Annotated in this window: 20 protein-coding genes and 1 riboswitch; of the genes, 2 read left to right on the forward strand and 18 right to left on the reverse strand. The window is 41.5% G+C overall.

The features are described from left to right. Positions 1–170 precede the first annotated feature (170 nt). From ACFO3G_RS01700 to ACFO3G_RS01770, 15 genes are all read right to left on the reverse strand, one after another. Positions 171–1,172, reverse strand: a complete 1,002-nt coding sequence (locus ACFO3G_RS01700; RefSeq protein WP_380077409.1) for a 2-oxoacid:ferredoxin oxidoreductase subunit beta — start codon at positions 1,170–1,172, stop codon at positions 171–173. A gap of 21 nt (positions 1,173–1,193) precedes the next feature. After that, positions 1,194–3,047, reverse strand: a complete 1,854-nt coding sequence (locus ACFO3G_RS01705) for a 2-oxoacid:acceptor oxidoreductase subunit alpha (RefSeq protein ID WP_380077367.1) — start codon at positions 3,045–3,047, stop codon at positions 1,194–1,196. 210 nt (positions 3,048–3,257) lie between these two features. Further along, on the reverse strand, positions 3,258–4,613 hold the full coding sequence (locus ACFO3G_RS01710) for an aldehyde dehydrogenase family protein (RefSeq protein WP_380077369.1): 1,356 nt from the start codon (positions 4,611–4,613) through the stop codon (positions 3,258–3,260). Positions 4,614–4,799: 186 nt separating this feature from the next. Beyond that, positions 4,800–5,918, reverse strand: a complete 1,119-nt coding sequence (locus ACFO3G_RS01715; RefSeq protein WP_380077371.1) for a 4-hydroxybutyrate dehydrogenase — start codon at positions 5,916–5,918, stop codon at positions 4,800–4,802. Positions 5,919–5,989: 71 nt separating this feature from the next. Then, entirely contained in the window at positions 5,990–7,282 is a 1,293-nt protein-coding gene (locus ACFO3G_RS01720; RefSeq protein WP_380077373.1) for an acetyl-CoA hydrolase/transferase family protein, read from the reverse strand. Continuing rightward, complete coding sequence (locus ACFO3G_RS01725) at positions 7,279–7,596, reverse strand: NifU family protein (protein ID WP_380077375.1); 318 nt, start codon at positions 7,594–7,596, stop codon at positions 7,279–7,281. The genes ACFO3G_RS01720 and ACFO3G_RS01725 overlap by 4 nt, the downstream gene beginning before the upstream one ends. Positions 7,597–7,604: 8 nt before the next feature. Beyond that, positions 7,605–9,068, reverse strand: coding sequence for a 4-hydroxyphenylacetate 3-hydroxylase family protein (locus ACFO3G_RS01730; RefSeq protein WP_380077377.1), 1,464 nt, complete (start codon positions 9,066–9,068; stop codon positions 7,605–7,607). A gap of 291 nt (positions 9,069–9,359) precedes the next feature. Further along, positions 9,360–9,590: riboswitch (cobalamin riboswitch) on the reverse strand. A 687-nt stretch (positions 9,591–10,277) separates the two neighbouring features. Continuing rightward, positions 10,278–12,089: a translational GTPase TypA gene (gene typA / locus ACFO3G_RS01735; RefSeq protein ID WP_380077379.1), complete on the reverse strand. Its 1,812-nt coding sequence runs from the start codon at positions 12,087–12,089 to the stop codon at positions 10,278–10,280. Between the two features lie 2 nt (positions 12,090–12,091). After that, positions 12,092–13,144 (reverse strand): transcription antitermination factor NusB, encoded by a 1,053-nt coding sequence (gene nusB, locus ACFO3G_RS01740; protein WP_380077381.1) that lies wholly within the window; start codon positions 13,142–13,144, stop codon positions 12,092–12,094. A 298-nt stretch (positions 13,145–13,442) separates the two neighbouring features. Continuing rightward, on the reverse strand, positions 13,443–13,826 hold the full coding sequence (locus tag ACFO3G_RS01745) for a 2-amino-4-hydroxy-6-hydroxymethyldihydropteridine diphosphokinase (RefSeq protein WP_380077383.1): 384 nt from the start codon (positions 13,824–13,826) through the stop codon (positions 13,443–13,445). Beyond that, positions 13,816–14,895, reverse strand: a complete 1,080-nt coding sequence (locus ACFO3G_RS01750) for a bifunctional 3-deoxy-7-phosphoheptulonate synthase/chorismate mutase type II (protein ID WP_380077385.1) — start codon at positions 14,893–14,895, stop codon at positions 13,816–13,818. Before ACFO3G_RS01750 ends, ACFO3G_RS01745 begins: the two co-directional genes overlap by 11 nt. 1 nt (position 14,896) lies before the next feature. Further along, a complete protein-coding gene (locus tag ACFO3G_RS01755; protein WP_380077387.1) occupies positions 14,897–16,141 on the reverse strand; it encodes a glycosyltransferase family protein in 1,245 nt (414 codons plus the stop codon). 11 nt (positions 16,142–16,152) lie between these two features. Then, complete coding sequence (gene vimE / locus ACFO3G_RS01760; RefSeq protein WP_380077389.1) at positions 16,153–17,484, reverse strand: UDP-2,3-diacetamido-2,3-dideoxy-alpha-D-glucuronate deacetylase VimE; 1,332 nt, start codon at positions 17,482–17,484, stop codon at positions 16,153–16,155. Positions 17,485–17,764: 280 nt separating this feature from the next. After that, the gene (locus ACFO3G_RS01765; protein ID WP_380077391.1) at positions 17,765–18,529 is read right to left on the reverse strand and encodes an exodeoxyribonuclease III; all 765 of its coding nucleotides are present in this window, start codon (positions 18,527–18,529) and stop codon (positions 17,765–17,767) included. 696 nt (positions 18,530–19,225) lie between these two features. Then, the gene (locus tag ACFO3G_RS01770) at positions 19,226–21,787 is read right to left on the reverse strand and encodes a YfhO family protein (RefSeq protein ID WP_380077393.1); all 2,562 of its coding nucleotides are present in this window, start codon (positions 21,785–21,787) and stop codon (positions 19,226–19,228) included. 431 nt (positions 21,788–22,218) lie between these two features. Between ACFO3G_RS01770 and ACFO3G_RS01775 the strand changes: the two genes are divergently transcribed. Continuing rightward, on the forward strand, positions 22,219–22,566 hold the full coding sequence (locus ACFO3G_RS01775; RefSeq protein ID WP_380077395.1) for a hypothetical protein: 348 nt from the start codon (positions 22,219–22,221) through the stop codon (positions 22,564–22,566). A 218-nt stretch (positions 22,567–22,784) separates the two neighbouring features. Next, a complete protein-coding gene (locus ACFO3G_RS01780) occupies positions 22,785–24,056 on the forward strand; it encodes a uracil-xanthine permease family protein (RefSeq protein ID WP_380077397.1) in 1,272 nt (423 codons plus the stop codon). 224 nt (positions 24,057–24,280) lie between these two features. On the opposite strand, the gene ACFO3G_RS01785 is transcribed toward ACFO3G_RS01780, so the two are convergent. The 3 genes from ACFO3G_RS01785 to ACFO3G_RS01795 form a co-directional block, all read right to left on the reverse strand. Further along, positions 24,281–25,204: an IS3 family transposase gene (locus tag ACFO3G_RS01785; RefSeq protein WP_380077411.1), complete on the reverse strand. Its 924-nt coding sequence runs from the start codon at positions 25,202–25,204 to the stop codon at positions 24,281–24,283. After that, positions 25,162–25,587 carry a helix-turn-helix domain-containing protein gene (locus tag ACFO3G_RS01790; protein WP_380077399.1) on the reverse strand — a complete coding sequence of 142 codons (426 nt, stop codon included), beginning with the start codon at positions 25,585–25,587 and terminating at the stop codon, positions 25,162–25,164. The genes ACFO3G_RS01785 and ACFO3G_RS01790 overlap by 43 nt, the downstream gene beginning before the upstream one ends. Before the next feature lie 142 nt (positions 25,588–25,729). Continuing rightward, a complete protein-coding gene (locus ACFO3G_RS01795) occupies positions 25,730–26,857 on the reverse strand; it encodes a choice-of-anchor J domain-containing protein (RefSeq protein ID WP_380077401.1) in 1,128 nt (375 codons plus the stop codon). Between the last annotated feature and the right edge of the window lie 30 nt (positions 26,858–26,887).

Below are 26,887 nucleotides of genomic sequence, written 5' to 3' on the forward strand. Positions count from 1 at the left end.
GTGGCTCTTTTTTTAGGATAATAATGCAAAAAGGGCCATGTCAAACTAATGACACAGCCCTTGATGGTTTTTTGGTCAAATGCTCTTTGACCTTAATGAGACTACTTATATAAAAAAGCTATGATTGTGCGACACATCAGATCTGTAGTCTCATTCTATATAGATTGACTTTACTTCACTTCCCAATAAGGTTCCTTATCCAAAAGGTCTTGAAGCGTACGAGCAGGCTTTTGAGCCTTTACATCTTCAATCTGCTGAGCTACAGCCCAATCATATGTAGGGCTATCTACATCTCTGATTACACCAAGTGCCAATGGAAGTTCTTCACCATCCATCATAGCAAGCATAGTGTGAAGGATATCCGACTTTTCATGTGCATCGTGCACCAAAATATCATCCATCGTATAACCATCTTCTCCGATAGTCACGACCTTGATTTTCCAACCGTCCAGGACAAGACCCTTATTATGATCTTTACCGAAAATCATCTTTTCGCCGTGCTTAAGAAGAATAGTTTTCTCATCACGAACCTCTTTGTCTGTAATATTTTTGTGAATACCATTGTTGAAGATCACACAATTAACCAAAACTTCAGTAACAGCAGCCCCCTTGTGCCTTGCTGAAGCTACCATACAAGCTTGGAGATTCTTCATATCTACATCAATGGCACGAGCAAAGAAATTGCCTCGAGCCCCCATAGCAAGCTCTGCCGGTACAAACGGATCTTCCACAGTACCATAAGGTGAACTTTTAGATACAAAACCACGAGCAGATGTAGGTGAATACTGTCCCTTAGTCAAACCATAGATGCGATTATTAAAAAGAACAATATTCAAATCGATATTACGACGAAGCGCATGGATAAAGTGGTTACCACCAATAGCCAAACTATCGCCATCACCGGTAGCAAGCCAAACACTCAAATCCGGATTGGCGGTCTTGACTCCTGTAGCGACAGCAGCACCACGACCATGTACTGTATGAAATCCATAAGTATTCATATAGTATGGCAAACGTGATGAACAACCAATACCCGAAATCACAGCTGTCTTATGAGGTGCAACCCCAACCTCAGCCATAGCTTTGACCAAAGTTGCCAATACTGCGTGGTCACCACAACCCGGGCACCAACGAGCTAATGAATCATTTCTAAAATTCTTTGCTTCAAACATATTTGTCTTCTCCTCCATGGCTTAATGGTTGATGATATCTGTGAATTCTTCTACAAGGCGTTTAACCTTAAATGGCTGTCCCTTCACTCTATTGAATTGATATGGATTAAATCCGGGCACCTTAGAGCGAAGGTACATAGCAAACTGACCAAGGTTTTGCTCAGCAACAACAACCTTCTTAAATCTCTTAAGAATATCCTTGGCATTCTTTGGAAGAGGATTGATAAAGGTAAAGTGTGCCAAAGCAACCTTCTTGCCGGACTCTCGCATCTCATCCATTGCAGCATGAAGATGGGCATATGTACCACCCCAGCCGACAATTAGAAGATCAGCATCTTCGTCTCCCTCCAGCTCAAGATCAGGAATACAATTAGCAATGTAGTCCACCTTTGCCTGACGGTTGGTAACCATAAGCTGGTGATTGTCCGGCTTAGTAGAGATAACGCCGGTCTCGCTGTCTTTCTCAAGACCTCCAAGGATGTGCTGATAACCTTCTGTACCGGGAATAGCCCAATATCTTACAAAAGACTTCTCATCACGCATAAATGGCTTCCACTCCTTGTCACCCTTATAATTAGAGACATAGTTAGACGTAATAGCAGGCAGTTTGTCCAATTCCGGTATTCTCCATGCAGTAGAACCATTTGCAACAAAAGCATCTGTCAATAAAACAACAGGTGTCATATGCTCAACAGCAAGCTTAGCAGCCCAATACGCAGCATTGAAACATTCGCCCGGAGTAGTTGCAGCCACTACCGGCACGGGAGATTCGCCATTGCGTCCATACAAAACTTGTAACAAGTCTGTCTGCTCACTCTTGGTAGGAAGACCGGTAGATGGACCACCTCTCTGAACGTCTACCACAACCAAAGGAAGTTCAGCCATTACAGCCAAACCCAAAGCCTCACTCTTGAGAGCCACACCGGGACCGGAAGTTGAAGTAACTGCAAGATTTCCTGCAAATGAAGCTCCAATAGCTGTACAGATACCGGCAATTTCATCCTCAGCCTGCACAGTCTTAACTCCCAAGTTCTTATGCTTAGCCAGCTCATGAAGAATATCAGTAGCCGGAGTAATAGGATAAGATCCCAAGAATAAAGGAAGATTAGCTCTTTCTGATGCTGCGATCAAGCCATAAGAGGTTGCCTTATTTCCATTAATATCAAGATATCTACCTGCAGGCTGTTGCTTTGATTCGATATGATAAGTAGTAGCAGAAGAGTGAGTATTCTCACCATAGTTATAACCATCTGTCAAAGCCTTGATATTAGCCTGGCGAATGGTGTCTTTCTTCTTAAACTTATTATTGATATACTCAAAAGCATGGTCCATAGGCCTATTAAACAGCCAACAAACCAAACCAAGAGCAAACATATTCTTACAACGAAGAGCAGACTTATTGTCAAGACCAAACTCAACCAATCCTTCTTTGACCATGGATGAGATAGGTGCTGAAATAATCTCTTGAGTTACAAGACCAATCTCCTTAAAAGGATCGTCTGTCTTATACTCGGCTTTGTCTAAGTCTTTCTTCTGAAATGAGTCACTATCAACGATAATGACAGATTGGCGTTTTACATTGTTTCGATTAACTTTTAGAGCTGCGGCATTCATTGCTACAAGCACGTCTGCTTGGTCGCCCGGAGTGATTACAGGCTCAGTACCTATCTGCACCTGGAACCCGGATACGCCACTCAAACTTCCTTGTGGAGCACGAATCTCAGCAGGATAATCAGGGAAAGTTGAAATTGTATTCCCTAAGACAGCAGAGAGATCTGAGAAAATGGTACCTGTAAGCTGCATACCATCGCCCGAGTCTCCGCAAAAGCGAACCACCACTGAAGGCAAGCTCTTAACTTCTACATTCTTTGTCATTATAAATACGAGTTTTTATTAGGTTGTCAATTACATACAATCTTTATTTACTCCATAAAAGTAGCAAATTGATATGCAAAAGACCAAATTACATTCTATATGTCTATACAATGATAGATAAGCTCTATATCCACACTGAAGGGGTCAAAGTAAATCCCTACTTCGACCCCCTGACATCATCAGTTTAGGATTGAACCTTATCTTATCACATTAGTATTTCCAAATTTCCTCATCTGAAGGCACTTCAATGCGAGCAGAAAGAGGAGCAATTCTTGTTATATTCAAAAGGTGCTTGTAAGTAAAGTTCTCAGAAATTGAGTTATTACCCCAAGATCCACATCCAAGAGTATTGGTAACTGCAAGACCATTCTGGATAGCTCCACCGGCTGTAGTTGCAGATACAGCATTTACTACAAGACGGCTGACATTGATTTCTTGTCCAGCCTTGATAATATTTGCTTGATTATTGGAGTGAATAGCAGCTGTATGACCACTTCCTTCGTATGCAAGGTTTGTCTTTGCAATGTGAAGAGCCTCCTCAAAATTGGAGTAAGCGAAAGCTCCCATTACCGGACACATCTTTTCCTTTGAAATAGGATCGTCAGCTCCGATACCAACACCTTCTGCTACAATAATTCTTGTATTCTTAGGTATTTCGAAACCTGCTTTCTTAGCAATCTCAAATACACTTCTTCCTACAACATCGCGTGCTGTATGACCATCGGCAAAGATCGCTGCGATAAGCTTTTGCTTTTCTTCCGGAGTAACGATGTAGGCACCATTATCTCTAAAAGCTTTAGCTACAGCTTCACGGTCATCTTTGTGGAAAATAAATGATTGTTCACCCGAGCAAATGATACCATTGTCAAATGCACGACCTGTAATAATCTTGTCGGCAGCTTCATTGAAGTCGATGTAACGGTCCAAGATGACTTGCACATTACCTGCACCAACTCCAAATGAAGGCTTACCGGAAGAGTAAGCAGAGTGAACCATATTCATACCACCGGTAGCTACAACAACATCAGCTTGAGCCATCAGTTGTTGTGTCTTTTCGATACTCGGCTCGCGAATGATCTGAACCATTCCTTCCGGTACCTTAAATTCCTTGATAGCGTCAAGGATTAGATCAACGGCGTGGGCTGAACAACGCTTTGACTTTGGGTGTGGAGCGATGATTATCGCGTTACGTGTTTTCAAGGAAAAGATAATCTTGCTCATTGGTGTAACGACTGGATTTGTCATTGGCGTTATACCAGCAACCACGCCGATAGGTTTTGCTATTTTGATAAGTCCTGTACGCTCGTCAATATCGAGAACGCCCATAGACTTTTTGTCTCTTAGGTTGTACCAAACACCTTTTGATTTGCCTTTACACTTAGCCACTTTGTCTTCATATACACCCATCTCTGTTTCATCTACAGCTTCACGGGCCAGCATTTCTGCGTTATCGAAGATAGCTTTCGCTGCAGCACGGCATACCAAATCTGCTGCTTGTTGATCAAAACGTGCTTGGTAAAGCAATTGAGCCTCGCGGGCTTTTGCAATCATTTCACTGATTTCCATAATGTTGTTCTATTTGATTTTTAGTTAGTTATAACAATGATGTTGGTTAGAGTTTAGTTTGCTTTCTGCCTGACCGTGTCTACCTATAAGTGGCAGACACGGGTCAAAGCATCGAGTCTTTTCAAATCAATTTGAGGTTTTTAGTTTTGGTTTTTTCTGTCAGTATTTGACAACTTCATAATAGAATCAGTAAAGCGAACGATATATTGCTTCGATCTCATCAACTGTAAGATCGACATAATTGTTCTTTAGTAGTCTTTGCTGAGTCACCATGACACTTTCGGCGAAGCCTCTCACCTCCTCCTCTTTCATGCCATATTCACGAAGAGGTTTCTTCTGAATAAGCTTGCCAAGAAGTGCATCAAGACATTCATAAACATTATCTTCTGTACACTGCAAAGCATTGGCAATACGCTTATTGACTTCTTGTATAGACCCTTGGGGCTTCTTTGCAAGATATGCCTTAAACACAGTTGTAAAGAATTGATAGTTAGACTCTCCATGAGGCACATGATAATTGCCTCCAAGAGGATAAGATAGGGCATGCACTGCTCCAACACCGGCATTACCAAATGCAATACCCGCAATATTAGCAGCCATCAGCATATCTCCAAGTCTCTCATATCGGTATTCTTCACCATAGGTGGCAACACCCTTAAACACATCCAAGATTGTGTCCATCGCAGTGCAACTGCACATGCGGGTGTACATATTAGCCTTTGGAGAAACATAAGATTCAACAGCGTGGATCAATGCATCAATCGAACTTGCAGCCCAAAATCTGAAAGGCAGTCCCCTAAGAAATTCAGGAATAATCACAGCATCATCTGCAAGGATAGCATCATCTGCAAGCCCCATCTTGGTATGACGGCTCTTAATTTCAGCTATAGAGATATTGGTCACTTCGCTACCAGTACCTGAGGTAGTCGGGATGATCACAAGTTTCTTCTCTTTGATTAGTGGAATTTCGTGGTCAAAAGCCGGCAATACATTGTCACCAAGCCCCTTGAGGACGAACAGTTTGGAAATATCAATTACTGTACCTCCTCCTACCGCAATAACACGGTCAAATTCTGTACCTTTCGTGTCACGAAGGATGGCATTCATCATCTCATCATTCGGCTCTCCCAACCCATATTTCTCTTGCATAATAAACTTGCAGGGAAGGTTAAGTTTTTCCATAAAAGGCTTAAACAAAAAGTCATTCGTAATGACCAAATCGCGTTCGCCAAGCTTAAACTCTTGAGCGAAGTCGGCAAAGGAATCAAAACTGTGGATTACTGAGCCTAACTTGAATAGTTGCATTTCTAATTGTGGTTTAGTGGTTTTTTCATTCGGAAAGCTTTACTCTCCATCGTCATATAATGGATACAACTTTATTCATTTGGAAATCTTTTGGCAAATTCATTCAAAAGATCATTTCTAAAATCCGGGTGAGCAATTGCAATAAGGGCCTTGGCACGCTCGCGAAGAGTCTTGGCTCTCAAGTGAGCTATACCATACTCTGTAATGACATAGTCCACATCACAACGAGATGTAGTCACAGCACTACCCGGCTGAAGGAACGGTACTATTCTGGAGATTGTGCCCTTCTTGGCAGTTGAAGGCATAGCCATAATACTAATACCATTTTTTGCCATCGCAGCACCTCTGACATAGTCTACCTGTCCACCCGTTCCGCTAAATTGTTTCAATCCCATAGATTCACTTGACACCTGCCCCATAAGATCAACCTCAATACAGCTATTGATACTCACAATATTGTCCAATTGCATCACTGTAAGAGGATCATTGACCCAATCTACCGGAGCCAACTCAACATCGGGATTGTTGTCAACAAAATCATACAATGCCTTGGAACCCATAAGGAAGGTTGCAGTCAGCTTACCTTTGTGTATTTCCTTGGCTTTTCCGGTCACTACTCCCGACTTGACAAGCTCGATTACCCCATCGGAAAACATTTCTGTATGGATACCGAGATCTTTCTTTTCACCCAAAAAGCCCAAAACCGCATCGGGAATAGCTCCAATACCCAACTGAAGCGTTGCACCATCCTTAATGAGAGACGCCACATTCTTACCTATGGCTTTCTCCACATCTCCAATCTTTGGAAGAGGAATCTCGGGAAGTGCATAATCAGCTTCAACTATATAGTCCAATTTATCAACATGAATCAAATTGTCGCCTCCCACAAAAGGCATTTGCTTATTCATCTCTGCAATGACAATCTTGGCACATTCGGCGGCCGGTTTGGTGTAATCACACGAAAGGCCAAAACTGCAATATCCTTCTGAATTTGGCTCTGAGACCTGCACTATAGCAACATCTACGGGCAAAAGATTATTCCTAAACAAGGTGGGAATCTGATAGAAGAAGGCCGGGATAAAATCAGCACGGCCTTCTGCCACCGCTTGACGCGTATTGCCACCTACGAAAGATGCTACATGCTTAATATGCTTTTCCATTTCGGGGGCACAATAAGGTGCCGTTCCAAGACAAAGCATATGATAGACCTTGACATTGGAATATTGCTTATAATTGTCTGCCAATGCTTGAGAACAGATCTGTGCAACTCCTGCGGCATGAGACATGACTACGAAGCTGTCATTCGGAATATGCTTTACTGCTTCAAGAGCAGATACAATCTTTTGTTGATAAGAGGTGTTCATTGTTGATGAGATCTTTTGTTTAGTATCATCTTGGCTTGAGCTATCAGTTCGTCGCTTACCCCACTGTCCAAAACAACCCGAATATCGGATTTTGGGAAAGATGAAGCAAAGGCAGAAGCAACAAGTGTTTCCAATGTGTCTTGTGCCGCAGGGCAAAAGCGACACGAACCGACAAACTCAACAACCACGGCACCATCCTCACGTATCTCTTTGATATTTACGCCACCATTGTGTGATGCCATAGTAGGAGTCACATCGCGATCTAAAACCGCTTGCAATTCATTTCGAGTTGGAAAATGTGCCGAGGTTGTCATGTACTAAGTTATTCTTTATCTAATGATGTATCAATTCTTGCAATCACACGAGCAAGCTCTTTCTTAGCTTCGAGATTGCCCTGACGTGAAATCATAATACGCTGAGCCTGAGGAGAACCGGCACCATGCATAGACTCTGTACGATATCCTACTGCAGCAGTACCAAGAGTTATGTTCTCGATAAGGCGAAGGATACGCATTCTATTGACAGTGTCCTTGTTGGATGCACCCTTAAGGTATTTTCTTACAACCGGTCCAAGTTTAGGATCGCGCAAATCTTGCTCAGAAGGCATTGTAACCATCAAACCACCTGCAATATCTTCAGCCAAACGAGCAATCTCATAAGGCAAACGGGTGATATTCTGTTTACAAACATTAGCAAGAAGAAGGTCTATCAAATAGTTTCCTGATTCAGTCTTGGTTCCTTCAGAAGAGCAAGCAATACCACAAGCATAAAGTGTCTCATTCAGATGAATCATCTCGATAATCTTATCCTTGATATGAGATGCCTTCGGAACGCCATTGTACTCAGCTGCAAGAGCTGCTGCACCAATCAAGACGTCACCAACACCTACTTTACAGCCACCATAGCTTTGACGATGATAACCTGCAAAACGCTCTACCATCATGCCGGCATATTGATATTCCTTACACATAAAGATGCGTTCGTTAGGAATAAACACATTGTCAAAAACAACAAGTGCTTCGTGACCGCCAAACTCAGGATTACCAAGGTCAATCTCTGCATTAGGCTCCATTTTACGAGTATCACAGCTCTGACGACCATAAATCATAAAGATACCGGGAGCATCTCCGGGAACAGCAAATGATACTGCGTAGTCTTTGTCCGCCTCTTTCATTGCAATAGTAGGCATGATAAGGTGTTCATGAGAATTGACAGCACCTGTCTGGTGTGCTTTTGCTCCGCGAACTACGATACCATCAGGTCTTACTTCTACAATATGGAGGTAAAGATCCGGGTCGGGTTGTTGTGATGGAGACAAACCTCTGTCACCCTTAGGGTCAGTCATAGCTCCGTCAACAACCAGGTCCTTATCTTGAACAAACTTCATATATTCGACAAAACGCTTATGATACTCTGTACCAAGCGCCTTATCCATTTCGAATGTGGTTGAATAGATAGCGTTAAATGCGTCCATACCCACACAACGCTGGAAACAAGATGCTGTCTTCTGACCCATTAGGCGTTGCATCTTAACCTTATTCTTAAGGTCTTCTGTTGATTGATGGATATGACAGAAACGGTTTACTCTCTTACCGGTAAGGTTAGAGATTGCAGTCATTACTTCCTGATATTCAGGCTTTTGAGCAAGCTCATACGTCATTGCCACCGAGTTAAGTGACGGACGAATCATAGGATGATCAACGGGATTTTCTATTTTCTCTCCCATAAAATACACCTGTAGATTAAGCTTACGCATACTCTCAATGTACTCTTGACTTGTCATCATAATAGCATTGAATTTATTGGTTTATTACAAAGTGATTAGAGTTATCTAAAATTCAAACCTAAAACAATTTAACATTCAATGACAGCATAGTTCTTCAGCCCCAAATAAATGAATATTAACACTCATTTATTTAGGTAAATCAAACCCCATCAGGGTATGAAAACCCATCTAACACTCGTCTCCCAAGAATTTAGCCCACATCAAATGAGCCACACTCCGGACGACTACGCCGCATATAGACTTATACTTGTTAAAATAACATCACTCCCTTAACCCTACACCCCGAGTAGTTGAGAGCTGCTTGCTTTGGCAGGTTTTCTGACTTGTTCTCAGTACAGCGGCCTTCCCTCCTCCTTGACTACGACTTCGTGTAGTAACGAAATCTTGGAAGTGGCCGGTGAGAATGCTGTACCTATATAGTTTTGAACTTACAGCTGAGGGGACAGTTCCGGACTTTCACCGGATTCCCTATTATAACGCAACAAGGGGACTTGCTACGCTCACCAAAACATCACAAAGGTATGTATTCTTTTTTAAGAAACAAGCAAATCGCAATAAAAAGAGGATACTGCATAGATATACAACTATCATTATGAAAAGATTAACACTAATAAACGATACACTTTGATATACAAATAATCATATAAATACAAATAGAAAGGTCAAACGATACAACTTCAACACAAAAGAAACTTATAAATTATCTACTCTAAAGCACAAATGTCTTTACAGAATAAGGTTGTATCATGAATGCTATTTTGAGTCAAACTAAAGTTACAACTAATACTCACGACCATCTATATCTCTCAATTAGAGCCTTAAACAGTTCAAAGAGCCTCCACTTTATTGCAAATACTATTGGGACATTGTAACAAAACAAAAAATCAGATTTGGCTGACAATAACATTTTATCCCGGGATAAAGCCTCAAGGCCACATGGGTAGTGTTAGAAAACAATTAAATGACAGCCCCTCAATTCTGCTCCAACAACAGATCCGGGTTAATAGTATCTTCTCTTTGGCCACCCCGTTAGTCGATAACAATAAAAAAAGTCCAAAGATCGGTTAATCAATCTTTGGACTTAAAAACTATTTGGATCTAAAAGTTGTTTAGCTCAAAGTCTAAAATTGCTCCAAGCAATCAAAAAACTTCGATACCCAACTCTTATGTTCAATGTTCACTTCAAAATAATTCGCAAGCAACCTCTTTTTACTCTTCTGCGTTACGATTAGCTCTCTTACGCTCCAAGTCATCAAGGATAATCTTACGCATTCTCATATGATGAGGAGTTACCTCCACATATTCGTCTGCATTGATATATTCAAGGGCATCTTCCAAACTAAAGACTATTGGAGGAGCCAAGTTGATTTTATCATCAGATCCTGACGCACGCATATTAGTCAACTTCTTACTCTTACAAACATTCACAGCCAAGTCTTTTTCCTTGGTATGCTCTCCCACAACCTGGCCGGCATAGACCTCATCTTGTGGGCTTATAAAGAATCTACCTCTTGACTGAAGATTGTTAAGTGCATAAGCATAAGCCGTACCCGACTCCAATGCAATGATTGATCCATTGCTTCGTCTTTCCATCTCACCTTTCCATGGTTCATAACACAAGAATCTGTGAGACATTACGGCCTCCCCTGCAGATGCAGTCAGAACAGCACTATTAAGACCAATAATACCTCTTGAAGGAATCTTAAACTCAAGAAATACACGATCCTGCTTAGAATCCATCATGGTCATCTCACCCTTGCGTTTGGTCACAATATCGATGATACGGCTTGATGTTTCTTCCGGAAGATTGATTTCAAGTTCTTCTATTGGTTCACACTTTTTGCCATCAATCTCTTTGATAATTACCTGTGGCTGTCCAACCTGCAATTCGTATCCTTCACGACGCATTGTTTCAATCAACACGGAAAGGTGAAGAAGTCCACGACCAAAGACAAGCCAAGAGTCGGAAGAGTCTGTAGGTTCAACACGAAGAGCCAAATTCTTATCAAGCTCACGCATCAAACGTTCATAAATATGTCTTGAAGTTACATACTTACCATCTTTACCATAAAAGGGCGAGTTATTGATCGTGAAGAGCATACTCATGGTAGGCTCATCGATAGCAATGGATTTGAGAGCTTCCGGTGTATTGACATCGGCAATAGTCTCTCCAATCTCAAAATCCTCCAAGCCAATGATGGCACAAATATCACCTGATGAGACTTCAGATGTTTTGCTACGGCCTAAGCCTTCAAATACGTCAAGCTCTTTGATTCGTTGTTTTACCACAGAGCCATCACGCTTGCACAAAGCAATATCTTGCCCCTCTTTGATTGTTCCTCTGTGTACACGACCTACAGCAATACGTCCCACATAACTGGAGAAAACCAGCGATGTAATCAACATCTGACAAGGACCTTCCAGCTGCTGAGGAGCAGGTATATATTTGATGATAGCATCCAAAAGAGCCGTTATATCTTCTGTCGGATGGTTATAATCATCACTCATCCATCCTTGCTTAGCCGAACCATATACCGTCGGGAAGTCAAGTTGTTCTTCAGAAGCATCAAGCGAACACATCAAGTCAAAAACCATATCCTGTACTTCTGACGGACGACAATTGGGCTTATCAACCTTATTAATGACAACAATTGGTTTGAGCCCCATCTCAATAGCCTTATGAAGCACAAAGCGTGTCTGAGGCATAGGACCTTCAAAAGCATCGACAAGAAGCAAGCAACCATCTGCCATATTAAGCACACGCTCTACCTCTCCTCCAAAGTCAGAGTGACCCGGAGTGTCAATGATATTGATCTTAACTCCCTTATAGTTAATACTGACATTCTTTGACAAAATCGTAATACCACGCTCCCTCTCAAGGTCGTTGTTGTCCAAAAATGTACTTACTTCGGCCGCCTTATCATCTCTGAATAGCTTACCGGCCAAAAGCATCTTATCCACCAAGGTCGTTTTTCCGTGGTCCACGTGAGCGATGATGGCAATGTTTCTTATATCCTGCATCTTTATTTATTAGCCTTTAAAATCATTCCGTTTTTCTTAAATTCTGTAGCGACATTATCCAATACTCCATTCACGAAAGAATAGCTTTTTGAAGTTGAAAACATCTTTGACAATTCGATGTATTCATTGATTGTAATCCTGACGGGAATATCCGGCATCTCAAAAAATTCACAAAGAGCCATCTGCATCAGAATCATATCGATATCTGCTACCCTCTCAGAGTCCCAATTGTTGAGATACTTATCCAATATCTCGCGGTAGTGACAGCTACCCTCGATTGTCTTAGAAAGAAGATTCACTGCAAACATCTCGTCCTCGTCATCTTTGTACATAGGACTGACAATCTCCTCAACGGGGGTTGTCTTCTTTACCTGTTTAATCGTCTTCAAGACAAAATCTTTGACAATCTCCACAGGTGAGGTCTCAGCCCTTACAGACTGATAAAGGTCCGGATTCTTCTTAAGCTCTTCAACTTCATCTTCTACTCGTTCGATATCGGGAAGCTCTTCTGATTCAAATTTCTCGATTAGGAAAAGCGAATTGTCCCAATAAAGCGATTCAAGCTCCAAGAAGTCGGCAAGATCTTCATCCACAAAGATGATATGTTTAAATACATCTAACCAAAACTTACAATCGGCTCTCAGGCTGTCGATATCAGCCAAATAAGCCTCATAAATATTTGATTGAAGGATTTTTGTGAGCAAACGACTGAGCATGGCATCATCACTTCTCCAGTTATGCATAGCCTCAGCCTCATAATCATTTAAGATTGTATTTTGCCTAAGAAGCTTAGCCAAAGCATTGTTTGCCAATTTCATGTTGGGATTTTTCTCATCTTCGGTGGGCATGTGTTTTTGTTGTTTTGCCCTTAGAACGTCCGAATGGAATTCAGTCAAATCAGGGATTAAGCCTAAAAAGTGAAGATAGAGGTCGTACGTTTCCCTAAGACTATTCTCCAATTCCTTCAATGTAACATCGATGGTTGTCTTCTCGCGCTTAAAATGTGAATAAGCTACTTGTAGAGCACGAGTTCGTATAACTGTTCTGTTAATCATTGCTTGCAGTAAATAATTCAGTCCCTTTTTTCGTTAGACAATATTGTCCTATTCTTAAAGCGACTTGAGGACAAAGGTAATTCAAAAAGAGGAAATATGAATTATAACACCATTCTTGAGCTAAGATTTTAATTGTCACACCACAACCCATACATATCTATACAACTGTTATACAAAGATATACGGTGAAACTATTCGAATCAAATAATACTAAAAAGCCATATAAATCTGGCAGGAAAGAAGATATAACAAAGGTAACAACTGCACTCTTCCATGATGATTGAAACACTCAATGTTTTTAGAGATCTCTGCCCAACTCGTGCATACCTTCCAAAACATAAGGTCTATGAATATCTTGCGGTTTTCTCAATTCATCATTCCAATAAAGCAGATCAATATCGATAGCCACCTTTGTTTTGGTCTTTGGATATCGCCTCCTACCACAAGTCTGCTCAATCTCTTTGATAATAAGCCTAACCTCCTCCTCGGTAAGTTGAGAAGTAATCTCAGCAACGCAATTTACAAAGTCAGGACAACCTTTTGGACTATCTATAGCCGAATTAACCTTGGGTGTCGAAGAAATGATCTCCTCAAATGATGCCCTCAATCTCTTTAGAGCCATAGGTATATACCTCGAAGCATAATAATTACTTCCGACACTGACGATAAAACTATTCTTCATCACAGATCTTATGTTGAATTCTGACAGACTCTTCATGAATCTGAGCAAACAGCTTATGTATAAATTTATCATCCAGACCCAGATTGCAAGCCTTCTGCTTAAGTTCTTGTTGCATAATCTGATAGCGATTGGTCTGCAAAACAGAGAGATTGTTGTCTCGCTTATAATACCCTATTTGCTCGGCTATCCTCATACGCTTAGACAAAAGCCCCAAAATATTCTCATCAAGCTGATCCAGTTCGGTTCGCCAAGCATCAAGAGGTGGCATAGGACAAGTTGCCAAACGAGACAGTTTAAGTTTGCTGGTAACCTTAAGCAACTCTTCGGGAGTCATTTGCTGTGCCGCATCACTCCAAGCATCATCCGGATTGCAATGCGATTCGACAATCAAACCGGCATAATGCATATCAAGCGATTGACGACAAACTTCAGGCACAAGAGCTCTTTTGCCGGTGATATGGCTTGGATCACCCAACATCGGAAGGGTTGGATAGCGTCTCATAAGTTCAATGGGAATTTGCCAGTGGGGCGGATTGCGATAAAGGCTGTCTGCATAAGTGCTAAACCCTCTATGGATAGCACCAATACGTTTGACTCCCGCAGAAGAAAGACGTTCGATAGACCCGGCCCACAAATCGATATCCGGATTGATGGGATTCTTGACCAAAACAACCGGTTGACAATCGTACTTTGCAATCGTATGTGCAATATCCTCAACCAAAAAGGGGTTGGAAGTTGTGCGCGCCCCAATCCACAAAATATCAATTCCGGCCTCTATACTCTCAGCTACATGGAGCCCATTGGCAACCTCAGTAGCCGTAAGCATGCCATACTCCTCTTTGACACGATTAAGCCAGGGAAGGCCCATTGCACCAACCCCTTCAAAACAGCCCGGTCTTGTACGGGGCTTCCACAAAGAGGCTCTAAAAATCTTAACTCCTCCCTCGTGCAACTCCTTGGCAGTTTTCAACACCTGATCTTCAGTCTCGGCACTGCAAGGTCCGGCAATCAAAATATAATTACCGGGAGAGTAAAGAGGCAAATCCAACGATTCGAAACGGACATCCATATCACATCAATTTGTCTAATATTCGAGCAAAATCAGCTACCTGTTCTTTCCTCGAAAAAAGTTTTTTCGTCTCCAAAGGTAAGCTTATCTCTGTATATCCTTTGTCACTCCATTCCTTATAACGAGCCAAGACAAAGCCTACCACATCATCTACACAGCGAGCGGCACACCCAAGGTTATACTTCTGTATCAAAGACTCTACTACAGACTCGTCACTTCGTACAAGAAGGACCGGCTTTTCGACTGCCAACGCCTCAAAGATCTTGGTCGACACCATTCCATGAGGCCCTTCGGAAGTTTCTCGGTTGGAAAGTTGGAGCAATATATCTGCATCACAAATGATCTTTGCCATCTGCTCCCTTGGCACCATAGCATAGAAATGGCAAAACCGTTCGAGATGATACTTTTTGATCAAAGGCTCAAGCAACTCTTTTGAATGCTGATCAGTATACCAATCCACATCAATCAATCCCTCTTTGAGAAGCCGAGCCAAACAATCACTGCGCAGAGCCTCAAACAGCAATGTAGGATCCCTCATCTCAAGACTCAAAAGACGACCGGTATAGACGATCTTAAATCGCTTATGACTATTATGACACACCTCAAAAATCTGCGGATCATACCCATTATATATAAGGTGTACATTCGGATTGATTTTAGACAACACCTTACAATGCCAAGAAGATACCGTTATCACAGCACAAGCCTGACTAATGGAGGCATTGCGAGCCTTCAAAATCTTATGCTTAATCCACTTCTCAACAAACTTAAACCTGATACCGCCCAAAATAAGTTTCTTTGGCAAGAAGTCACCCTCCGTATATTGTTCGACAATATCCCGACAGTCGGCAATCCACGGAATACCCCATCTCTTAGCCAAATGAAAAGCTGTACGAAAAGGAAATTTGCGATATGCAAAACAAAGAATGGCATCAAACCTCGGAAGAGACAACGAAAGAATCTCTTGCTCCAAATGCTTCTCGCGACTCTCAGAAAGCAATTCACCCAAAAAGGATAACAGATGTCTCAACTTACCGGCTTCAGCATCAGACTTAAGCAACCTATACACCGGGCAAGGATCTTTGGTCAAGCTGTCCGTAGCTGTATGTGTATAGTTAGCTTCTCTTGTGCAAATGGTAATCACCGTGGGCTGCCATCCATACAAAGGGAGGTATTTGGCGACAGCCTCTATCCTGGGAGCAAAAGTTGGAGGAAAAGCATCCGATATAATCAAGAGATTTTTCATGACATCTTTGGTTAATTAGCCTCTCCCCTTCCCTGCATATCCACAGCAGTAAGATACCTCAGCAACACTCTGTACAATCTGCACAACCATGGATGCAAAGCCTTCGAAAGAGAGACATTGTGCCACAAGATATTCAACTCCCCATGATACTGAGCTGTCGAACGCACAAGAAGTTTGGCCTTCTTTTCGGCCTCCTCTTCCGAAAGATTCATATACTTCGTAAAGGTACAATCCATCATCATCAAAGGATGAAGCACAAGATCAGTCAACACACGAGTAGAAGGCCTGATAAACCTTACCGGTCGACAGGTACCCAATCTAAAACCAACAACATCGGCATACCCCATCGTATAGTCATGACGAATGCCACTATTGATAAGAGATATCATATCTTCAGGCTCACGTGCGGCAAGATAATGATGCCTCGACAAGTCCGTAATACAATTGACGGATCGCTGAAGTTTAATCTTCTCCTGCTTAATACGTTCGGGCCTGAGTGAAGAGGAATAAGAGCAATGCAACCCAATTTTGACTTCACGCTTCTCGACCATATCCATAAGTGGCTTATAGCGAAGACTATTGAGCTTATACTGTGGCATATCCAACTTATGAGTACCATTGGACTTGAAGAAAAAGATGGTATCACATCTGCTTATTCCAAGCTGTTCGCGACAAAGTTTATTCCATTCGAGAAATTTGTCGAACGTATAATACTTATCATGTTTTGGATCCGAATAGGCCAAACGAAAAGCTTCGAAGGGAGATTTTCTCTCCTTGACAATAGCCCTCAAGAAACTCCTAAATCCACGATATGCAAAAGGTTCATCAATATCATGCGTCAAATTGACATGGGAGAAATATCGAGGAGGCTCCTTAACATCAATTCCACACTGACGCATATAACGACGCAAAATCACACCATACTCATCCACGATGGGATGTTCGATAAAACCGGCTTTATAAGGAAGAGACTCCTTCCCCGGGAAGCGCCCATGCACATCCCTTATACTGCGCCTGAAAATCTCCTCATAGCGACTTAAGACAAAAAAGGATGATGCCACAAGATCGGCCTCTATGATAAGAGGACCCTCATCTGACTGATAGACCGACGGAGAGCCAAAAAGGAGCGGCACACCCTCAAACTCCGACAAAGGGAGTTCGGGATAAGAGGCAGGTGTACCATACACCCCCAGTTTGAAGAAAGGGGATGGCAAGATAACAATCTTATACCCCTTCATTCGTTCCGGATCGGAAGTATAGCCAACGAGATTTTCCAGATCGTCCGGAGCCACATCCTCATTGACCATAAAACGAATGATATAATTGACTACTTCTGCATTCATACAAAACTTTGCCTTAAATTAAACTACAAAGTAAGCTATTAAAACACAATTATGCCTCCTAAGAAGTTATCCGAATGAAATTCGTAATTATCTGTAAATGATTTGTGAATTATTCTATGCTACATTTTGATGCCTATATCAAGCTATTTGCAAAAGAAGAGGCCTCTAAATAGCAAAAAGGTATCCAATCAGGCTGAAAAAACTTCCATCACAAAAATCACATCAGGTCATCCAAAAGAAAACTTTGAAGGTCACTTGCAAGCCACTTATAAGATATCAACTACTTGACAATGACCCCCACAGGACAATGATCGCTATGAACAGCCTCATTGAGAATAAAAGCAGACTCCAAACGATCTTGCATATTGTCAGTCAGCATACAGTAGTCGATACGCCAGCCTTTGTTGTTTTTGCGAGCACTAAATCGATAGCTCCACCAAGAATATTTTTGCTCTTCAGGATGAAGCAACCTAAATGAGTCGATATAGCCATCGCTCAGAAAACGAGTCATCCATTCACGTTCTTCGGGGAGGAAACCACTATTTTTGGCATTACGCACCGGATCATGAATATCAATAGGCTCATGGCAGATATTATAATCCCCACACAAAATCAATTGAGGTCGTTCCTTACGTAAGGTATTGCAATACTCCTGAAAATCCTCCAGCCACTGCATCTTAAAATCTTGACGCACATCACCACTTGTACCGGAAGGATGGTAGATAGAGCAGATAGACAAATCACCAAAATCGGCACGAATAAAACGTCCCTCATCATCATAAGCATCAATACCCATACCCTTGATGACAGCATCCGGCTCCACCTTTGAGATAATAGCTACCCCGCTATACCCCTTTTTCTTGGCAGAAAACAGATAACAATAAGGATATCCTGCATCAACAAAATCCGCAGGCTCAAACTGATCCTCTTGCATTTTGGTCTCCTGAAGACAAAGCACATCAGGATTTTCTGACCTAAGCCAGGTTATAAAATCTTTCTTAAGGGCTGCCCTCAGCCCATTGACATTATATGTGATAACTTTCATAATGATTTTAACTTAAATGAAATCAATTAATTACAAATGAAACAGCATTAATAATAGCAACAAAAATGCGACTATATATAAGAGACAATATAGCTTTCATGAATCAAATATAAGCATTTGAGATTTAAAGGAAACAGCTAATCTTCCCAAAGATGTTGATAAAAAGAGATTACACTTATGAAGTTGGTTTCAACTGTTTTTGGCATCTAACAAAGATGAATAGCTGCTATGACCATTTCCTCAAAAATAGAAGTTGAAAAACATCAGCAGAAAAGTGTTCAAATGTTGCAAGTATATATTTATGTTTGCAATACAGGTATCGCCCAAGAGCTTTCAACTCCATTAAAAAAGGCTTGGCGTTCAGCGTCTTTATTTCAAAGCAGATAAATAGGCAAAGAGAAAGATCCATTTGCAGCTCTCCTGCAACCTCACGAGGTGGAAAAGCACTGCTGTTTGAGAGATACATGCACTGGAACAGCTACGGCAATGCAAAATCCTTTGAAGAATAGTTTTCTAACTATTGAATGACTACCTCTATATCGATAAAATACTGCACAACTTGCAAGCAAAACAAAAATGCCCCCTACATCGTGGTAGAAGGCATTTTTGCGAGTATCAATAAAATCCGCAAGTAATATACTTGATGGATTAGATCCAAACTTATTTTATTTCATATATTCCAAAAGCTGTTGCTTCTTATTTTGCATCCTCCTTGGTATGATCTTCATTATCCTCGTCTAACCTCTTTATCTCATCCTGCTTACGCAAAAGTGGAAGCGCAATCGAAAGAATCATAACGGCCAGCAAGATCCAAAAAGCAACCTTAGCAACCAATTCAGTTGTCTTGACCGACTTAGGATGAAAATCAAGTGCTATTGTATGCTCTCCGGCAGGAACAATCAAAGCTCTAAGCACATAATCAACACGCAAGATATCTGCCGGCTTACCATCTATGGTGGCAGTCCATCCATGAGGGTAATAAATCTCGCTTAGCACTGCAAGCCCCGGCTCTTTGGATAAACTCTTATACTCCAAATGGTTGGGGGCATATTTCATAAGACTAATTGTAGCAGTCGTATCAGTCATAAGCTTAAGGGAAGAGAGTTCGTTAGAAACAAAGCGCTTATCTACAACAGCCGTCTCTCTAAGATGGGTACTATCCAAAGCCTGCATCTCTTCATTGGCATTATTGACAACCTTAATATCCTTGACAAACCATGCCGGACCAAATGCACCCGGATTGGGGACAACCTGCTGAGACTTACCATCATGAGAAGGAACAATAAAATATTTCGTATTGAGCATGTCAAGAACCTGCATATTACGACGAGCCAGTTGGAAGCTGATTAAATCTTGATATCTCTGCAACTTAGCAGGATGATATCCCCCAATATTGTTGTGCCACCTTGATGTGGTAGATTCATTGAAGGCATCGACAGTCATGTTGAAGACACGATAGCCGGGAGTCTTGTCCTTAAGAATAAGTTTATCTGCCTCTGTCTGCGGAGCTGCCTTGCTACTAACACTCAGTGGTTCTTCAAACTTTTCGTCGTTGAGATAGCGTTTATCTACCGTATAAAGGTCAATCAAAGAAATGGCTCCAACCAATACGACAGTCCAAAGTGGTTTAAGTTTATTGATGCTGTAGAGATAAAGAGGCACGATTGAAAGCAAAATCACAACCAAACTTCTCAAAACATCAGCCCTGAATACAGAGACCCTCAACGCTGTAAGATCATTGACAATCATACTTATCAGCTGACCATTGCCCGACATGGCCTGATTAAACATCTCTTGCTCTTGAGTAGAGACAAAGTTGAAGAATACAGTCGGCAATATATAAAACAGAATGCCGGCACCGAAGGTAAGACCAAGAGCCACCCCCCAGGACCGGACATCTTTCAAAGACTCCTTGGGATGCTTCATAAATTCGACAAGTCCCAATACAGCAAGAGCAGGAATGGTAAATTCGGCAATCACCAAAATACTCGATACAGTCCTAAACTTATTGTACATGGGGAAGTAATCGATAAACCAAGAAGTAAGAGACATAAAGTTGTGTCCCCAAGAGAGAAGTACGGACAAGATTGTGGCAGCCAAAAGAGCCCACTTGACCGGACCTTTGACACGGATACAACCAAAGATAAAGAGAGCCAAAACAAAGGCACCCACATAGACAGGACCGGCAGTAAAAGGCTGATCGCCCCAATATTGATTCATACCGGCAAGGATCTGTTGGCTCTGTGGATCAGATGTGATATCCGAAACTTTCTCCATCAGCTCCGGGCTCATGCCCACATAGCCACTGGCTCCACCCTTAAGATTAGGCACAAGTAAGGTCCAAGTCTCACCAATACCATAGCTCCACTGAGTAATATATTCTTTGTCCAATCCAGACTTGTTGGCATCAGCAGAACTTTCGGAAGCTCCCTCGGGCTTGATTGTCAGTTCGCTTCCCCCACGAATCGTCTCCTTAGAATATTCATAGGTATGATACAAATTGGACAAGTTGATTGCCACACCCAATACACCGGCCAAGACAAGACCGATTGTAGACTTGAGGTAAGCCCCCAACTGATGCTGACGAATAGCCTGTACAAAAAATGAGATCGCAATGGCAACCATTACAAACAGGAAATAATAGCTCATCTGCACATGGTTGGCCATAATCTGAAGAGCCGTAAACAAAGCCGTCACGACAAAACCCTTCAAATATTTGCCTCTATAAAGCCAGATCATACCCCCGATGGTGGGAGGAATAAAGCAAAGAGCTGTCAACTTCCATATATGACCTGCCACAATCAATATGACGAAGTAAGAGGAGAAGGTCCAAAAAAGTGCGCCCAAGACAGCTACAATCACATCCTGCTTAAGAGATCGCATAAAGATGAAAAAGCCAACCATCATTGCAAACAACAGCCAGGCATAATTACCCATAATGTTTAAAGGAGCACGAAGAGTACCGACATTTTGAATCTCCTGCAAAGCCTTAGTAGAAGGATAAGAGGGAGAAATCTGATACATAGGCATTCCACCAAACAAACTATTGGTCCAGTAAGAATGCTCACCCGTAGCAGACTCATAATCACGAACATCCTGAGCAGTACCCGAAGCACCCTCTACATCATTACGAAATAGCTCCCTACCCTCAAAGGTGGCAGGATAAAAGTAAGCCAACGAAACGATGGCAAAAAATAAAATAGCAAGCACTGTAGGCCATGATTTTCTCCAGCAGTCCTTTACAATCTGTTTATCCATATCTGTATTTTCTATTATTTCTACCTTGTAAGAAACGAACTTGATTTAGAAACTGTTGCCCGATTACATCATTCTTTAATCTTAAAAAAGAATCAAACAATGCGCGTAGCTTCCATCACAACTCGTCATTATCTCCCTGACAACCCGCAAACAACTCCTAAGTCATGAATGCAAAAATACATAATAAACACATTTATATCGTAAAACATCAAGCCGGACATTGTTTATCACAGATGGCAGCACCCGGCATATCAAAGCCACCACAGCTGCTCATAAATTTGTGACCATAGCACTTGATGCATCATTCTCTCCCTATATCTTCAATCTGACAATAGCTTTCTGCAACATAGACCACTTCATAAGAAAGTATAGAACGACCACCTTTCCGATTTCAAAATATCACTACCTTAGCAGAAAATTTGTATGCAACAATGAAAGATAAAGGAGTAACAGACAAAGCTTTGCAAGATAAAATTGACAATCTTCAGAAACACATCAAAGTACTAAACAAAGAGACTGAGACCACAAAAGACCTTGTCAAAGTCATATCCGAAAAGATAGAAAAGGCATATACTGCCATCGATGAGTTAGAAAGCATACTAAAGAAAGAGAAGTTAGAGCCGGACAAAAAGAAAGCTTTTAGCTCAGCCCTACTTGAAGCAAGAGACCACCTCGAAAGAGGGTACGAATTTACCGAATGCGCGATGGACGACCTCAACGACAGCTGTACCATGCTCAAAGAGACCGGCAAGTCGGTAAAGAAAATATCAAACGCATAAAACCAAGCAACCCATTTAGTCTGTTTTTGATAACACCTTACCCTATTTGAGGCTCAAGAGATGTCTATAAGAACTGTTTTGAAATACGCTCGATCGAGCTATCATCATATAGTCTGCCATATCCAACGGGTCAGACCTCAATCAGAGCAAAACGACTTTACAATTGCAGCCTCTTTCTACCAAAGTAGCCCAAGCTACCCTATCACCCCTATTTTACAATGAATCCAATCAAGTACAACATTGATCAAAAAATGCCCCTTAAGGCCCTCCTTGTGTACGGCCTCGAATGGTTTTTAATCATCATACCTACACTTATCATTCTTGCCATATTAGTAGGTGGCATACATTACGACACCACAGCACAAAAGATTTTCTACGCTCAAAAGTTGTTTGCTCTCGCAGGCATAGCTCTATTGGCTCAAGTATTTTGGGGACATAGACTACCGATAGTCATCGGACCTGCCGCAGTACTGCTGATAGGCATTCTTACGGCAAATCATCAAGGGATAGATGCCATATACACAGCGATCATTTTGGGAGGAGCTTTGCTGACAATCCTATCATATACCAACCTGTTGTACAAGTTTACAAAGCTCTTTACTCATCGAATCATAACCGTCATACTCGCCCTAATAGCGCTTACTCTGACACCTACCATTATACAGCTCGTATTCGGAAATCAAATCAATCCACTACACCTTTTTATACTTTCAATAGCCCTATTCACAGCAATGGTCATCCTAAACAAAGTATTCAGAGGGATATGGAAATCTACGACCGTACTATGGGGACTGCTCGTCGGAAGCATTGTATATAGAATATGCTTTCCCGGACAACCATCCATGCAAATGGTATCATATAGCCAAATCCCATGGCAAGAGATGTTTATACCGGGATTTAAGCTAAACATAGGTGTCCTATTTGCATTCTTCTTTTGCTACATAGCACTGTTTATCAACGAAATAGGATCCATACAAGCAGTCGAACAAGCTCTCGAAGCCGACAACCCCGACAAAAGAACAAAAGATGGACTGAGAATGACCGGACTATCAAATATCTTATGCGGACTATTCGGGACAATAGGATTTGTAGACTTCTCAATAAGTCCGGGAATAATTATGAATACGGGATGCGCATCAAGATATACACTCATTCCGGCTGCCTTAGGACTCATTGTGTGTGCCATATTCCCCAACCTAATCGTTATGATATGCGATATACCACTACCGGTGATGGGTATTGTGTTGCTATTTATCATGGTATCGCAACTGGCATCTTCATTCAAAATGATGACACTACCCAATGTCGTAAGAGACTTTACAGACTGTACCACAATAGCACTCCCTCTGATGTTGGCTCTATTTATCTCTTTCTTGCCACAGAATGTAATCAATGAAATACCGGAAGTGCTTAGACCTATTGTATCAAATGGGTTTGTGGTGGGAGTTGTGGGAGTGTTGGCCATGGAACACCTAATAAACCGAAAATAATGTGCATATTGCTGCGTTGTCTGCAGTATTCAAGTTCGGTCACATACAAAGGTATGCTCCCTGTACTGTGAAACTTGGACGCCTGGCACTATACACATGCTTTTCGGTTTATCATTGACACAACTCTAAGCAGAAAACTCTTTGATTGGAGCTAAAATGGGTTAATTAGACAGACTAAAATGACTAGTCCTAAATAACCGTTACAGTTATTGGACAAAAATAAACTATTTCTCAAACAGATTATCAAGGCCGGCCTTGATAATCTGTTTCTTTTTGTAGGTTTTAATCTTAACGCGATTTTGATGATGCATGTACTCAGGGGTATTATATCCACAAGAGAAATGAGGCCTAAGCCTGTTGTATTTACAAATCGCATCCTTCACGGCCTGTTTCATATGCTGCGAAGGAAGATTGAGCTCTTCAAGCAGGAATTCCTGCTTGAGTATTCCGTTTACCCGTTCGGCCACAGCATTTGCGTACGGATCGTAAGATTCCGTCATACTGGGAGTTATTCTATATCGTTTCAATAATTTTTGATACGCATTGGAACAATACTGTATTCCCCGGTCTGAATGATGTATCAGTGGCACATCTTTATACAGCCTGTTGCGATTGGCCATTTTTAGTGCGTTCAGGGGACCTTGGGTTTCTAATGAATCGGAGAGATCGTATCCCATAATCTTTTTTGAATAGGCATCCGTGATCAGAGAGAGGTACATATGGCCGTTCCTATTGCCTATATAAGTGATATCGGACACCCATACCTCTTCCGGACGTGACACCACCATATTTTCAATCAGATTCTTGTGCTTTCGGAACCGATGATACGAGTTCGTCGTCCTATGGTACGAACGTGCGGGTTGTATAAGAAGGTGGTTGGCCCGAAGTATGGCAAAAAGCCTGTCCCGACCAACTTTTTTCTCCCTCAATGGCAAATGGAGCATATGATAGAGCTTGCGGGTGCCTATGCGGGGCATCTCCAAACGGACCTCCCGCACCATTTCTACCACCTCGGTGGCTCTTTCCCGGCTTTTGGATATGCTCCACTGCTGACGATAATACTTTTGTCTGCTTACCCCGAGCAGTCTGCAGACTCCGCTGATACTTACGGATTTTTCTTCTTTATATTGGGTGACTGTTCGGGACAGGAGTTTTTTCTGATATCGATATCATACTCCTTTTCTGCAATATCTATCATCATATCGAAAAACTCTGCTTTCATGTCTTTCTGCTCGAGTTCTTTTTCCAATCGGGCGTTCCTGCGTTCAAGCAGCCTTACCTTCTGCCGTAATTCCAGAAGTTCTTGATCCTTACTCTTTTCCATTGGCCTGAGTGTTTTGTTTGAGATGTCGAAGTTCCCATATTTCTCTATCCACCGCTTAACGGTTTGGTTTCCCTGTATTCCGTATTTGCGCTGAAGATAGCATAAACTTGCTTTACCGCTTTCATACTCTTGCACTACCGATAATTTAAAGGACATGCTGTAATCCTTTTGGGTACGCTTAACATACTTGTTTTCTGCCTTTTCCATTCGTTACTCTTTTTAGGTGTAACGCTATTGTAGGACTAGACAAAAGACATAAAAAGAGGGGCTTTGACATTTTCAATCAACAACCCCTCATTTTCTCAAGAACACTACGATGATTTCCTAATAGGACAAGTATAATAGTCTATTATTGTACATATACCTTCTGTATTTTATCTCCTATTTGTACAACATACGCCCCCTTTGTAGGCAATGGTATGGAAATTTCAGATAAAGCAGTTTGAGTTTGTGTAATTAGACATCCTTCCATACTCCATAGGATAATATTTTTTCTCTCTATATCACCCTTGATATGTAAGATTTGTCCCTCTACTGCAATCGTAAATGGGATAGGATCCACTTGATTGGAAGAGAGTATAGTCTTATCTATTTTAACATCATCTATACGATAAATCGTTGCTTTTGTTTTTTCCTCTCCAATGTATTCAAAAGCCAAGAATCTCACCCCTCTTTCCGGAAGACTATCGATAGGATATTGTATAGTTTTCCAGTCTCCATCAACTGATTGAGTAATATCCAGAAGAGGTGTTATGACACCCTCTTTAGTTAGATCTACAAGACTTAGAGTAGCCCCACTCTCTTTCACCGTTGCCAGTTTAAAGAAAAGGCTCTTACCTTGGGCTAAAACATCACTATCGAAGTCAATCGCAGGTAATACAAGGAGTGCGTGCACCTTTCCTTTGGTATCTCCTAAAGCGTCAATTGCAGGATAGCGATTAGCATTAATTCCTCCCGTAGTACGCATCATCCATTTACGAGTTCCCTCTACAGCTATATTTTTCCATCCCGCTGGTATCAGAGCCTTAGCATCAAAAGTTTCATTTAATTCAACAATGGGATGGGTATCATCTAAATTGTATGGATTACCTGGATCTTGAACAATAGCTTTAATAGGAATATAAAGAATATTTGTATCATTATACTCTACTCTCAAATAGGCTTCATAAGTTCCTATCTTTTCTGTATCCAACATAACAGTAGCTCGAGACATTTTCTCATCGCCCTCTACATCTACGGAGAAAATACCCAAGTGCTTTGACACAACCTTGATTTTGGGCATTTTACTCAGATGTTCTCCATAAATAAAGCAAACTTTATCCGACACTTCCTCGTTTACATTTACTCGTCCAAAGTCAAATGCTTCCGATGAGGCTGCATAGATACTGTCCCAAAAAAGTGTGTAAGACCCAAGACTATTATCTTTGAAATTACAAACTAAAAAACGATAAAAAGCATGAACCTTACACAAGTACAAATTAAAGAAATTATTTCGAATTGTCTGTCA

The sequence above is a fragment of the Falsiporphyromonas endometrii genome (assembly GCF_042654485.1).
GTDB lineage: Bacteria > Bacteroidota > Bacteroidia > Bacteroidales > Porphyromonadaceae > Porphyromonas > Porphyromonas endometrii.